The 13,299-nt window shown below is 75.2% G+C and carries 11 protein-coding genes; 4 read left to right on the top strand and 7 right to left on the bottom strand.

Annotation, left to right across the window (positions count from 1 at the left end; all coding sequences use genetic code 11):
* Positions 1 to 140: 140 nt before the first annotated feature.
* Positions 141 to 812 (bottom strand): response regulator, encoded by a 672-nt coding sequence (locus ATJ88_RS14025; RefSeq protein WP_098464357.1) that lies wholly within the window; start codon positions 810 to 812, stop codon positions 141 to 143.
* Positions 809 to 2,227, bottom strand: coding sequence for a sensor histidine kinase (locus tag ATJ88_RS14020; RefSeq protein ID WP_098464356.1), 1,419 nt, complete (start codon positions 2,225 to 2,227; stop codon positions 809 to 811). The genes ATJ88_RS14025 and ATJ88_RS14020 overlap by 4 nt, the downstream gene beginning before the upstream one ends.
* Before the next feature lie 141 nt (positions 2,228 to 2,368).
* On the opposite strand from ATJ88_RS14020, the gene ATJ88_RS14015 reads away from it, so the two are divergent.
* Together ATJ88_RS14015 and ATJ88_RS14010 are read left to right on the top strand one after the other, a co-directional pair.
* Positions 2,369 to 3,055: a response regulator transcription factor gene (locus tag ATJ88_RS14015; RefSeq protein WP_098464355.1), complete on the top strand. Its 687-nt coding sequence runs from the start codon at positions 2,369 to 2,371 to the stop codon at positions 3,053 to 3,055.
* Positions 3,056 to 3,061: 6 nt separating this feature from the next.
* Positions 3,062 to 4,405, top strand: coding sequence for an ATP-binding protein (locus ATJ88_RS14010; protein ID WP_098464354.1), 1,344 nt, complete (start codon positions 3,062 to 3,064; stop codon positions 4,403 to 4,405).
* A gap of 27 nt (positions 4,406 to 4,432) precedes the next feature.
* On the opposite strand, the gene ATJ88_RS14005 is transcribed toward ATJ88_RS14010, so the two are convergent.
* A complete protein-coding gene (locus ATJ88_RS14005) occupies positions 4,433 to 4,927 on the bottom strand; it encodes a GtrA family protein (protein WP_098464353.1) in 495 nt (164 codons plus the stop codon).
* Positions 4,928 to 5,058: 131 nt separating this feature from the next.
* On the opposite strand from ATJ88_RS14005, the gene ATJ88_RS14000 reads away from it, so the two are divergent.
* Together ATJ88_RS14000 and purE are read left to right on the top strand one after the other, a co-directional pair.
* The gene (locus ATJ88_RS14000) at positions 5,059 to 6,276 is read left to right on the top strand and encodes a 5-(carboxyamino)imidazole ribonucleotide synthase (RefSeq protein WP_098464352.1); all 1,218 of its coding nucleotides are present in this window, start codon (positions 5,059 to 5,061) and stop codon (positions 6,274 to 6,276) included.
* A complete protein-coding gene (purE, locus tag ATJ88_RS13995) occupies positions 6,276 to 6,797 on the top strand; it encodes a 5-(carboxyamino)imidazole ribonucleotide mutase (protein WP_098464351.1) in 522 nt (173 codons plus the stop codon). Before ATJ88_RS14000 ends, purE begins: the two co-directional genes overlap by 1 nt.
* 4 nt (positions 6,798 to 6,801) lie before the next feature.
* Here the strand turns inward: purE and ATJ88_RS13990 are convergent, their stop codons facing one another.
* The 4 genes from ATJ88_RS13990 to ATJ88_RS13975 all read right to left on the bottom strand — a co-directional run bounded on the left by ATJ88_RS13990 (position 6,802) and on the right by ATJ88_RS13975 (position 13,257).
* Entirely contained in the window at positions 6,802 to 8,127 is a 1,326-nt protein-coding gene (locus tag ATJ88_RS13990; RefSeq protein ID WP_141538693.1) for a hypothetical protein, read from the bottom strand.
* A 190-nt stretch (positions 8,128 to 8,317) separates the two neighbouring features.
* On the bottom strand, positions 8,318 to 9,721 hold the full coding sequence (locus ATJ88_RS13985; protein WP_098464349.1) for an LCP family protein: 1,404 nt from the start codon (positions 9,719 to 9,721) through the stop codon (positions 8,318 to 8,320).
* Between the two features lie 4 nt (positions 9,722 to 9,725).
* Positions 9,726 to 11,054: an LCP family protein gene (locus ATJ88_RS13980; protein ID WP_245852444.1), complete on the bottom strand. Its 1,329-nt coding sequence runs from the start codon at positions 11,052 to 11,054 to the stop codon at positions 9,726 to 9,728.
* A 73-nt stretch (positions 11,055 to 11,127) separates the two neighbouring features.
* Positions 11,128 to 13,257 (bottom strand): N-acetylmuramoyl-L-alanine amidase, encoded by a 2,130-nt coding sequence (locus ATJ88_RS13975; protein ID WP_141538692.1) that lies wholly within the window; start codon positions 13,255 to 13,257, stop codon positions 11,128 to 11,130.
* Positions 13,258 to 13,299 lie beyond the last annotated feature (42 nt).

Below are 13,299 nucleotides of genomic sequence, written 5' to 3'. Positions count from 1 at the left end.
GCCGATGACACCACCGACGCTACGGACGCGGCGCGCCCGCGTCGTCGGCCCGCGGGCTGGTCCCCACGACGTCCAGGTCATCCCCAGGGATGACACCGACCCCGACCGGGGTCGGGGGTTCACCCGGGGTGGTCCCGGGGTCAGGACCCCGGGCGGACCAGCCCGACCTCGTAGGCCGTCACGACGGCCTGCACGCGGTCGCGGGCCCCGAGCTTCGCCAGGACGCGCCCGACGTGGGTCTTCACGGTGGCCTCCGCGACGAACAGGTCGCCCGCGATCTCGGTGTTCGACCGCCCGCGGGCCATGAGCACCAGCACCTCGCGCTCGCGCTCGGTGAGCTCCGCGAGGGCGTCGTGCTGCGCCGGGGCGGCGGCCGCCGGCATCGCCGTGACGAGGTGCTCCAGGAGCCGCCGGGTGGTCGACGGCGCGATGACGGCGTCGCCGCGGTGCACGGTGCGGATCGCGGCGAGCATCTCCTCCGGCGGCGCGTCCTTGAGCAGGAACCCCGACGCCCCGGCCCGGATCGCCTCCAGGACGTACTCGTCGAGGTCGAACGTCGTCAGGACGACGACGCGCGGCGCGTCGGGGTCGGCCGTCAGACGGGCGGTCGCGGTGAGGCCGTCCATCGTGGGCATGCGCACGTCCATGAGCACGACGTCGACGGGGTGGTCGGCGAGCAGGCGCAGCGCCTGGGCGCCGTCCCCGGCCTCGACGGCCACGGTGAGGTCCGGCTGGGAGTCGATGACCATGCGGAACCCCGCACGGACGAGCTGCTGGTCGTCGACGAGCGCGACGCGCACGGGGTCGGTCATGCGGGCTCCTGGGTGTCCTCGGGTACCGGGTGCCGGACGGCCCCGCCCCCGGCGGCCGGGGGCGGGTCGGCGGGGGCGGGGCCGGCCTCCGGCGCGGGGGCGACGCCCGGCAGGGGCATCGTGAACCGTACCCGCCAGCCGCCCCCGGGCCGTGGACCCGCGGTGACGCTGCCGCCGAACAGCGCCGCCCGTTCGCGCATGCCGAGCAGCCCGAACCCGGGGGAGTCGTGCCCCGCGGCGGCGCCGCGGCCGTCGTCGGACACCTCCAGCACGACGGCCTCCGGCTCCCACCGCACGACGACGGTCACGCGGGGGTCGGGCCCGGCGTGCTTGCGGACGTTGCTCAGGGCCTCCTGGGCGACGCGGTGCAGCGTGAGGCCAGCGCCCGGGGGGAGGCGGCGGGGCGTCCCGACCCGGACGAGCGAGACGTGCGCCCCGGCGTCCTTGGCCTGGGCGACGACGGTCTCGAGGTCGGCGTCGTCGGGCTGCGGCGCGAGCGGGGCGCCCGAGGTGGTCGCGCGGGGGGCGCCCGCGGGGACCGGACCCGTCGGGCCGGCGCCGCCGGGCCCGGTCGGGCCGGGCCCGGGCGCCAGGGTGGCCCGTCCGGTCGCCCCGGGTGCGGGTTCCCCGCCGGCGGGGTCGTCGCGCAGCACGCCGAGCAGGCGGCGCATGTCCGCCAGGGCGGCCCGGCCGGTCTCGGAGATGACGCCGAGGGCGCGGGTGGCCGCGGCCGGGTCCTGCCCGGCGGCGTACCGTCCGCCGTCGGCCTGCGCGACGACGATCGACAGGGAGTGCGCGACGATGTCGTGCATCTCGCGGGCGATGCGGGCCCGCTCCGCGGCGGTGGCGATGCGGGCCTGCTGGTCGCGCTCGACCTCGAGCCGGCGGGCGCGGTCGCGCAGCGTCTCGACGGTGACGCGCCGGTAGCGTCGCGTCAGGCCGAACGCCCAGACGGCGGTGGCGAGGCTCCCGAGGAAGACCGTGACCGGCAGCAGGGCGAGGAACCCCAGGGTGGCGGGCCCGCCGGCCAGGCCGACGACGGCTGCCAGCAGGAGGCAGCCGAGCACGGTCGACGCCATGGCGGTCCGGTGGGCCCAGCGCGGACCCCACACGGTGACGGAGTACAGCGCGACCAGGACGGCCACGTCGGCGGGCAGGAGCAGGGGGAACCCGGCCAGGAGGTGGCCGAGCGCGCACGCGTAGACGGCGACCGCCGACAGCACGGGGCGGACGCGCCGCCAGGCCAGGGGCGCGACGGTGGCGATCGACCACAGCACGACGGCGGGGCCACGGTCGGCGCCGCCGAGGTCGGTGGCGGTGATCCCGACGAAGAGCAGGAGGACGGCGGCGCCCGTCGCGTCGAGCACGAACGGATGCTGCTCCGACCAGCGGACGACCCGCCCGTACCACCCCATGCGACCACCCTAGGCAGGCGTGCGCGGCCCGCGCGTCCGCCCGGGGTGGGACGGTCGGTGGCCCCATGTCCCACCACGGGGTGACGAACCCGGCGTGTGGCGACGTGCGGTGACCTGGGGCTGTGCCGCTAGCATGAGGGAATGACCCACGTACTGCTGGCCGAGGACGACCCGGCGATTGCCGAGCCTTTGGCAAGGGCGCTGACGCGTGAAGGTTACGACGTCGTCGTGCAAGGAACTGGTCAAGGAGCCGTCGACCACGCGGGGGACGCGGACATCGTCGTCCTGGACCTCGGTCTGCCCGACATCGACGGGCTCGACGTCGCCCGGGAGATCCGCGGGCGCGGCCTCGGCACCCCGATCCTGGTCCTCACGGCACGCGCCGACGAGGTCGACCTCGTCGTCGGGCTCGACGCCGGCGCCGACGACTACGTCACCAAGCCGTTCCGCCTCGCCGAGCTGCTCGCCCGCGTCCGCGCGCTCCTGCGGCGCACCCACGGGGAGACGGTCGAGGAGGACGAGCTGCGCGCGCAGGACGTCCGCGTCGACGTCGCCGCGCACCGCGCGTTCCAGGGCGAGCGCGAGCTGCACCTGACCACCAAGGAGTTCGACCTGCTCAAGGTGCTCGTCGCCAACGCGGGCTCCGTGGTCGTGCGCGACACCCTCATGCGCGACGTCTGGGGGTCCGACCCCGTCGGCTCCACCAAGACGCTCGACATGCACGTGTCGTGGCTGCGCCGCAAGCTCGGCGACGACGCCAACGCGCCCCGCTACGTCTCCACCGTGCGTGGCCTGGGCTTCCGGTTCGAGCTCGGCCAGCAGGCCTGACCCCCGGTGCGCCGTCGCGTCCTGCTGGCGACCATCTCGGCGGTCGCCGTCGCGGTGATCCTGCTGGGCGTCCCGCTGGGCATGTTCGGCGCACGGTACGTCGTCGCGATCGAGGAGCAGCGGGTCTCCGACCGGGTCGACTCGTTCGTCCGCACCCTGGAACGGACCGTCGAGCGGGGTGAGCGCCCCACCGACGAGCAGGTCGCCCGGGCCTCCGAGGGGCGTCAGGGCGACCTGCCCGCCCTGGTGACGGTCAGCATGCCCGACGGCGAGCTGCTGACCTACGGCGGCGAGCAGCGCCAGCCCACGTTCGTCAAGGCCGCCGAGACCGACAACCGCGCCTGGGTGTCGTTCGAGGTCTCCGCCTGGGGCGTGTACGTCAAGGCCGCGCAGATCGTCGCGCTCGTCATCGTGGCCGGCGTCGTCGCGATCGGTGCCGGCATCGCGATGGCCGTGTGGCAGGCCAACCGGCTCTCCGCGCCCCTGGTCTACCTCGCCGCGTCCGCCGAGCAGCTCGGCTCCGGGCAGGTGCGCCCCAGCCTCGAACCGTCCGGCGTCGAGGAGATCGACCTCGTCGCCGCCGAGCTCGCCCGCAGCGCCGACCGGCTCGCGGGACGCCTCGCGGCCGAACGGCAGTTCGCCCAGGACGCCTCCCACCAGCTGCGCACGCCGCTCACCGCCCTGTCGATGCGGCTCGAGGAGATCATGCTCACCTCGGACGACGACGCCGTCGTCGAGGAGGCCCGCGTGTCCCTCGAGCAGGTGGAACGCCTCGTCGCCGTCGTCGACGACCTCCTGCAGACCTCCCGGCGCTCCCAGGGCGGCACCACCGAGGCCGTCGTCCTCCTCGACGTCGTGCGCCAGCAGCACGAGGAGTGGGCCGACACCTTCGCCCAGGTGGGCCGCGAGCTCGTGGTCGACGTCGCCGAGGAGCACCGCGTGCTCGCCACGCCCGGAGCCCTCGCCCAGGTCATCGCGACACTCCTGGAGAACTCCCTCAAGTACGGCGACGGCACCACCACGATCCGGTCCCGCACCCCCGGCGCGAAGGGCGCGCTCGCCCTCGAGGTCACCGACGAGGGTCCCGGCGTCGACGACGAGATCGCCCCCCGCGTGTTCGAGCGCGGCGCCACCACCGGCAACAGCACCGGGCTCGGCCTCGCGCTCGCCCGCGACCTCGTCGCCGCCGACGGCGGACGCCTCGAGCTCGCGCAGCGTCGCCCGCCCGTGTTCCGCATCTTCCTGTCCGGCGTGCCCCGCACGCTCGACCCCCGCGTCGTCCTGCCGCCCGGCACCACGATCTCCTCGCGGGGTCGCCGCCGCGGCTGGCTCCACCACGCCGACGACTGACCGCACCGGCGGATCCGCGGTCGCCGCTCAGCGGTCGCCGCGGAACACCACCGCGCGGTACATGACGTACCGGAACACCATGCCCAGCACGAGGCCCACGCCGTTCGCCGCCACGTTGTCCGCCAGCGGCGAGTCCAGCCCGAGCACGTAGCGCGAGAACGCCAGGCAGGCCGACGAGATCACCAGGCCGCCGATGTTCACCAGCCCGAACTCGACCAGTTCGCGCACGTGCCGCGTCGTGCGGTGCGCCGCGAACGTCCAGTACCGGTTCCCCAGCCACGCCACCAGCGTCGACACCGCCACCGCGATGACGTTGACCGTCACCGGCTTGTGGGAGAGGACGTCGAACGGCGCCGGGCCGTGCAGCAGCAGGTTGAACACGGCCAGGTTGACCACGTAGGCCACGCCGCCCACGGTGCCGAAGCGCAGCAGCTCCACGCGGCGCCGCCACGTCTCGGCCAGCACGCGCACGGGCCAGGACCGCGGGGAGACGGCGGTGTCCCCGGCAGAGTGCTCCGACATGCGGCACACCCTATCGGCCGCACGGGAGGCGCCCCGCGGCGTCCCGTCCCCTGGGCCGCCCGCGCCGGCCGACCCGCGCCGGACGGCGCCGATGGGGGAGCGGGGCGACCGGCCCGGTATCCTCGACGACCGTGACCTCCCCCGCAGCACCCGTGGTCGCCGTCGTCGGCGGTGGCCAGCTCGCCCGCATGATGGCCCCGGCCGCCGCCGAGCTCGGCGTCCACCTGCGCGTCCTCGTGGAGGACCCCGCGACGTCCGCCGCGCAGGTCGTCGTCGACGCCCCCGTCGGAGGGGCCGCCGACGAGTCCGCGATCCGCGACCTCGTCACCCCGGCCGACGGTCGCCCCGCCGCCGACGTCCTCACGTTCGAGCACGAGCACGTCCCCAACACGCTGCTCGCCGACCTCGCCGAGCACGGCACCCCGGTCCGGCCCGGACCGCACGCGCTCGTCCAGGCCCAGGACAAGATCGTCATGCGGCGCCGCCTCACCGAGCTCGGTGCGCCCTGCCCCCGCTGGGCCGCGCTGCCGACCGACCCCGCCGCCGCCCGCGACGCGCTCGCCGCCTTCCTGGCCGACGCCCCCGACGGCGCCGCCGTGGTCAAGACCGCCCGCGGCGGCTACGACGGCAAGGGTGTCCGCGTCGTCACCGCCGCCGACGCCGTCGACGACTGGCTCGACGCGCACGTCGCGGGCGGCCCCGAGCTGCTCGTCGAGGCCAAGGTGCCGTTCACCCGCGAGCTCGCCGTCCTCGTCGCCCGCCGACCCTCCGGCGAGGTCCGCACCTGGCCCGTCGTCGAGTCCGTCCAGCGCGACGGCGTGTGCGCCGAGGTGATCGCCCCCGCCCCCGACCTCGACGACGACCTCGCCGCCGCCGCCCGTGACGTCGCCGTGCGCATCGCCGACGGCCTCGACGTCACCGGCGTCCTCGCCGTCGAGATGTTCGAGGCCCCCGGCCCCGACGGCACCACGCAGGTGCTCGTCAACGAGCTCGCCATGCGCCCCCACAACTCCGGTCACTGGACCATCGACGGCGCCGTCACCAGCCAGTTCGAGCAGCACCTGCGGGCCGTCCTCGACCTGCCGCTGGGGTCCACCGAGGCCGTCGCGACCTGGACCGTCATGGCGAACGTCCTCGGCTCCACCCTGGACCGGCTCACCGACGCCCTGCCCGCCGTCGGCGAGCAGTTCCCCGACGCGCGCGTCAACCTGTACGGCAAGGGCATCCGCGCCGGCCGCAAGCTCGGGCACGTCAACGTCAGCGGCACCGACCTGACCGAGGTCCGCCGCCGCGCCCTCGCCGCCGCGGCGCTGCTGCGCGGCGAGACGCCGCAGAACCTGGAGGACTGATGAGCGAGAACGCACCCGTCGTCGGCATCGTCATGGGGTCCGACTCCGACTGGCCCGTCATGGAGGGCGCCGCCGACGCCCTCGACGAGCTCGGCGTCCCCTACGAGGTCGACGTCGTCTCCGCCCACCGCATGCCGACCGAGATGATCGCCTACGGCCAGGAGGCTTCCGGCCGCGGCCTGCGCGTCATCGTCGCGGGCGCCGGCGGGGCGGCGCACCTGCCGGGCATGCTCGCCGCCGTCACGCCGCTGCCCGTCGTCGGCGTCCCCGTGCCGCTCAAGCACCTCGACGGCATGGACTCCCTGCTGTCCATCGTGCAGATGCCCGCCGGGGTGCCCGTCGCCACCGTCTCCATCGGCGGCGCGCGCAACGCGGGCCTGCTCGCCGCGCAGATCCTCGGCGCGGGCACGGACGCGGAGTCCCTCGCGCTGCGCGAGCGCATGGTCGCGTTCCAGGAGAACCTGCGCGACGTCGCCCACGCGAAGGGCGCGCGGCTGCGCGCCGCCCGGTCCGCGGGCTGACCCGTCAGGCCCCGGCCGGCCGCCGGGCCCGCGGCCCGGTCCGCGCCGCACCCCGCCCCGACGGGGCCTCCTTCGGCGGGGTCACTCCGCCCGCCTGCGCGCCGCCCGCCTGTTCCGCCGCTGCGTCGCCGCCGTCCTTCGTGGACGGCGGCGGGAACAGCTTCTCGGGCGCGGCGGAGCCGCCGGGCTGCGAGTCCTTCGTCGGCAGGGCGTCCACCAGGTCTCCCGCCTTGCGGTCCAGCACGGACGTGAAGGCCTGCTGCGCGAAGCCGAAGAGGACGGCGTAGGCCAGGATCTGCTCCTGGGAGTCGAGGTTCGTCAGGCCGGGCACGAACTGGCCGCGCAGGGCCAGCAGGCCGAGGATCGCGGTGAGCGCACCGAGCGGCACCTTCAGCCAGGCGAGCGCGACGGGGACGTCGTAGGCGCCGTCCGACCCGCCCAGCTTGCGGATCGAGACCGTGGCCGCCAGGGCGCCGCCGAGCAGCCCGAGCAGGGCCACGACGAGCACGTCGCCGCCCGACGGCGCCGCGACCCCGCTGCCGGTCGGGCAGTTCAGGACGGTCCCGGCGCTCGCCACGGGGGCACCGGAGGCGGTGACCTCGGCGAAGCAGAGCGGGACGTCGGACGGGTGCAGCGTCACGTACACGCACGTCGCCGTCAGGAGCAGGATGATGACGATCGCGGCGCCCAGCACGATGTTGCGGAAGTTGCGCAGCCGGGCGTGCCGGTAGTCCAGCGCCTCGTAGCCGTCCTCCATGAGCCGCCGGGTCCACGCGCGCCGGTCCGCCAGCGGCTGGAGGTAGAGCTGCTGCTGGCTGACCCGCCGGGTGTCGTCGGGGTGCAGCGTCGCGTGCACCCGGGCGACGACGCCGGGGATCTCCGCGTTCACCTCCTCCTCCGGCAGCAGGTCGATGATCTGCGCCCGGGCCATGTGGAGGTTGTGGTAGGTCTGCTCGACCAGCGTGCCCCGCCACCAGTTGAGGATGCGGCCCGGGACCGGGTCGCGTCGGTGCGCGGCGTTGACGGCGCGGCTGATGAGGTCCTTGATCCCGTCGGCCAGGATCCTGCGCTCCTCCGCGGTGGTGCCGGTGGTGGCGGAGGTCGTGCCCGGCGCCGGCACCGTCGCGTCCCGCGCGTCCGCCTGGGCGAGCGCGAGGTCCGTGCGCAGCCACAGGGCGCGCAGCTCCGAGTCGACGTGGGGCACCCAGATCCGCTTGCGGGGCCTGTCCCGGTCCTTCTCCCGGACCTTGTCGGGCGGGGGCCACGGGTACGCCACGGGTGACGGGGCGCCCGGGACCTCGCCCCGGCGGCCCCTGGTGCTGTCGTCCATCGGCCCGCTCCCCGCTGTGCGGCGTCGCGCCGCGCACGGTGGCACGACGACGTCGGGCGCCGACCCGGTCGGGCCGTGCGAGGGGCGTGCCACGACGGCGCGCGGCCGTCCCTGTCCTGAGGGAGGGCGGGGCCGGCGTCGTGTGCTCGTCAGACCCGCACTTCACCCGCTCGTGCGGGCGCGACGGTCGTCAGCCGAGTCCGCCGACGGTGCCGGGCTCCAGGTTTCCGTCGCGGACGTCCACCCAGAACGCGGGGGCGTCGTCGGACAGCAGCACGGTGGACCCGCTGCCGTCGCCCGCGTCGTAGCCGGGGTCCGCGATCGGCGGGGTGCCGGTCACGCCCTCGGGGCCGGTGGCGGCCTTGAAGGCGAGGGCGAGCTGGCCGAGGTTGACGATCCCCGTGTCCTCGTCGACCACGAGCGCGCCCGTGCCGGCCTTGACGAGCTTGACCTGCTTGAACGGGTTGAGGAAGACGCCCGGCTGCACGACCTCCGCGGAGACGGCGGAGATGACCTGCCGCTGACGCTCGGCGCGGCCGATGTCGCCCTTCGGGTCCGAGTAGCGCATGCGGGAGAACGCGAGCGCGGTCTCGCCGTCGGCCTCGTGGCAGCCGGCCTTCCAGTTCAGCTCGCTGCGCTTGTCCTTCACGGTCTCGTCGTAGCAGAGCTCGACGCCGTCGACGGCGTTCACCAGGTCCTCGAGCGCCCCGAAGCCGACCTCGGCGTAGTGGTCCACCGTGAGGCCGGTGAGCTGCTCGACGGTCTCCACGAGCAGGGGCGGGCCGCCCCACGCGAACGACGCGTTGATCTTGTTCATGCCCTCCCCCGGGATCTCCGCGTACGTGTCGCGGGGGATGGAGATGAGGGCGACCGGTCCGCTGCGCGGCTTGTGCAGCACCATGATCGTGTCGGTGCGGGCGCCGGCGGTGCCGTCGTCCACACCACCCGTGCCGCGCTGGTCGGACCCGGCGAGGAGGTACGTGGTGCCGGGCGTGCCGTCGGCGCCCGACAGGGCGTCCACGTGCTGCACCTGGCCGTTGGCCCACACCAGGAGCCCGATCGGCCAGGCCAGGACCAGGGCGAGCAGCGCGACGAGCACGAGCACGGCCACCCGGCCCTTGCGGACGCGGAACCCGTCGGGACGTCCCGCGGTCGCGGGGGCCGCCGCGCCGGGACCGCGCGGCGGCGCGCCACCGCCGGCGGCGCGTGCGGGGGCGGCGGCCTGCCGGGTCGCGGCCGGCCGCTGGGCGGCGGGGCGCTGCGACGGAGGCTGCTGGGCCCCGCCGCGGGGAGCGGACGCCGGCGGGTACGACCGCGGCTGCCGGCTCTCCGGGGCTGCCTGGCGGGCGGCCTGCCGGTGCGGGCCGGAACGCTGCGGCGGCGTCACCGGGACCTCGCGGGAGGACTGCCGGCGCACGCGGGGCTCGCGGCCGTCCATCGGGACGGCGTCGTCGCGGCGCCCGACGCGGCCGGTCGGGCGCGGGGGCGACCCGGCGCTGCCACCCACGCAGATGGCGTCGCCGGAGGAGGCCGGGCGGGAGCTGCGGCCCCCGGCGGGAGTGAAGCTGGGCGGGATACGGCGCTCGTCGGTCATGCGATCACCCGCAGACCGCGGTGACGTCGGCGCTGGTGAACGCCTCGGCCCCGGCGTCGCGCGTGCGCGTCGGGGACGGGTCCGGGCTGGCCTCGGCGGACGACTCGGCCGTCGGCTCGGCGCTCGCGGTGTCGTCCGCGCCGTCCGACGTGCCGGTGTCGGCGCCGTCTGTCGAGGCCTTGTCTTTGTCCTTGTTCTTCTTCTCCTTCTTCTCCACGGCGATCGCGTCGCTGAGCGGAAGGTCCTTTTCCATGTTCTCCCACACCTGGGTGGCCTCGTCCGTGAACAAGACGTTCGCCGGGTTCGACGGGTCGTACTGGAACGGCGCCGTCATGAAGGCGATCGTGTCAGGCCGCACGTTGCGGGCGCTGTACGCGAGCCCGGCGAGTCCCGTCACCGAGGCGAAGTTGCTGCTCATCGTCAGAGACCCGGTGACGGCCCCGAGGAACTTCAGCAGCTGCGGGGAGTCGGTGAGCAGGTTCTGGCCGAGGACGGTGCGCGCGAGCGCCGCCATGAGCTCCTGCTGTCGTGCGATGCGGCTGATGTCCGACTGGTCCCCGAGACCGTCGCCCATGCGGGCGCGGGCGTACTTCAGCGCGGTCTTGCCGTTGAGCGTCTGCACGCCCGCGGACAGGACGAGGTTGTCCGCCTTCGGGGCGTCGATGTCGTTCGGGATGCAGAGCTCGACGCCGCCGATGGCGTCGATCATCTTCCGGAACCCCGAGAAGTCGACCACGATGAAGCCGTCGATGTAGACGTCGGTGAGTGTCTCGACGGTCTTCATCGTGCACAGGGCGCCGGACTCGACGTCCCCGCCGTAGAGGTAGCCCTGGGAGAACGCGGCGTTGAACTTGGTGCCGTACAGCTCGGGCGTCTGGGCACCGCTCGTGGTGGGGCACGAGGGGATGTCGACCGTCGTGTCGCGGGGGATCGACACCATCTCGACGCGGGAACGGTCCGCGGAGATGTGCATGATCATCGTCGTGTCCGACCGCGCGCCCTCGGTGCCGTCGTTCGCGGACTTCGCGTTGTCGCCCTCGCGGGAGTCGGACCCGAGCAGCAGGATGTTGAGCGGCGACCCGGCGTTCGGGTCGGTCGGCTCCTCCTTCTCGGGCCGGTCGGTGCCGAGGGCGGCCTCGGCGTCGACGGCGGTGATGTTGCCGGTGAGGGTGACGGCGGCGGTGCCGATCCCGGCACCGACGAAGACGAGGGCGGCGGTGGCGACGAGCCCGACCGCACGCAGGACCGGACGACCGTCGAGGCTCCGGGCGTGCGCGGGCCCCTTGGCAGGGTCCTCGGCGGGCGCCACGTGGCGGGCAGGCGTGCGATTCACGGGGCGAGCATAGAGGGCGCACGAGTCGCGCCTGTTGCGTACCCGCGCCGGTGGCGTAGAGGTCCTGTGTCGGTCAGAGCCGTGACCCGACGGGGAACTGCTTCTTCGTCAGCTTGACGACGACGTGCACGGCCGGGGCCGTCCCGCCGTTGAGCTGGCGGGCCCGCTGGGCGGTCACGGGCCGCAGGACGCCGTCGCGCAGCACGTAGAGCTGGTCCTTGGTGCGGACCCGCAGGACGACGAGGGACGGGCGGGACACGCGGGGCAGCTCGTGGACGGCGTCGGACGCCCAGTACTGCGGCGTGGTGCTCGAGCGCAGCGTCCCGCTGCGGTCGATGCGCAGCAGCCCCTTGGTCGTCACGACGAAGACACGGCCGTTGGACTTCGTGACGACGCCCGTGGTCTTCCGGGTGCTGCTCATGCGGGCGACGCTGGCGCCGTCCAGGTAGCCGGCGTCGAGGCCGCGCAGCGCGGTGTTCTGCCGCATCGCGTCCCCGACGTAGCCGTGCCGCAGCCCGGAGGTGACCAGCCGCGTGCCGCCGGTCGTGCGGTTCGTCACCACGACCCCGGGGCGCACGACGGGGTCGCGGTACGGCAGGCGGTCGAGCGCGGTGGCCGACATCGTCACGGTGGCGGTGAGGATCCCGGCGCGCTTCAGCGACGCGGTGTCGAAGGCCTCCCGCTTGGCGCCGTTCACGACCCGGAACAGCCGGCCGTCGGTGGTGCGGACCGTCTGGCGCAGGCGTCCGCCGGGCTTGAGGGCGTCCCACTGCGCGGCGGTGACCGGTGCGGCGGCGCCGCACCGCAGGCCGTAGTGGGCGGCCGTGGAGCACCAGGAGGCGTGCCGCCGTCCGCCCTCGACCAGCGCGACGTCGCCCGCGGGGCTGCGCACGAGAGTGCCGTCCTGGACGACGGGGCGCGGGGCGGCGTCCTGCACGGCCTGCGCACGGCGCCGGATCTCCCCGAGCTTCGGGTACAGGTAGCGGCCGGGGCAGGCCGTGGACGCGACGTCCCGGTGCCCGAGGATGCGCGGCAGGCGCACGCCCTCGATGGTGGTGCTGCCGGTGGCGGGCACCCCGTGCAGGGCCAGCTTCCACGCCACCAGCTTCACCACGGCGGTCACGGAGGCGGTCGACGGCTGCACGACGTCGTAGTTGCCGAGGACGGAGACGCCGGTGGTGTTCGTGTTGAACCCGCGGGCGTGGCCGCCGATCGTCTGGTTGAGGATGCCGCCCGCGCGGCCCTCCCAGGCGCGGCCGTACTTGTCGACGAGGAAGTTGTAGCCGATGTCGCCCCAGTCGCGGGTGTTCGCGTGGTACGCGTAGATGCCGCGGATGATGCCGGGCACCTGCGCCGCGGAGTAGCTGTTCGTCCCGGCGGTGTGGTGGATCGTCGCCGCACGGATCGAGCCCTGCGTGGGGCTCCACGTCATCATCGACTCGACGGCGCCCCAGGCGGCGCGGGTCGCGACGGTGGGCGCGGCGGGCACGGCGGCGACGACCGACGCGCCGCCGGGGGAGGCCTCGGCGGGCGGGACGGCGACGTCGTCGTCGGCGGCCGACGTGCCCGGGTCGACCACGGTGAGGGTCAGGTCGTGGACGCCGTCCGCGCCGGTGCCGGCCACCCGGGCCTGGACGCGGGCGACGTCGCCGACGACGACGGGCTCGGTCCCGTCGAGGGTGCCGTCGGGGGAGGGCTCGGGCTGGATCTCCTCCCAGGCGCTCCAGCCGGCGTCGGCGGCGGGGTCGTCGCTCGTGCGGACCTCGACGACGAGCGCCGTCGGGTCGACGTCCCCGGTCCAGGTGACCCCGACGACGCCGAACCCGGTGACGTCGGCGGTCGCGACGAGGGGCTCCCCGGCGGCCGCGGCGGCGCGTGCGTCGGCCGTGGTGCGGGTGGGGGCGACCGCGTCGGCGACGAGGTCGTCCGGGACGAACCCGGCCTCCTCGGTGCTGGGCTCGACGGGTTCCGCGGCGGGGGGCGTGACCGGCACGACCTCGGTGACCGCATCGGTGACGGCCTCGGTCGCGGTGTCGGTGACCGCGACGGGCTCCTGACCGGCGGTGGCGTCGGGCGACGCGCTCGCCCGGTCGGCCGGTCCGGGGGAGGGCGCCTCCTGGGCGCCCGCCGGGACCGCGAGGGCGGTCGAGAGCAGGGCGACGAGGGTGGCGGCGCCGACGCGGCCGAGCCTGGTGTTGCGCATCACGCGCAGGACAGTACGTCGCCCGGGGCACACGCGCAGCAT

Origin of the sequence: Isoptericola jiangsuensis, assembly GCF_002563715.1 — a bacterium.
GTDB lineage: Bacteria > Actinomycetota > Actinomycetes > Actinomycetales > Cellulomonadaceae > Isoptericola > Isoptericola jiangsuensis.
This window is presented reverse-complemented; position numbering and strand designations above follow the sequence as displayed.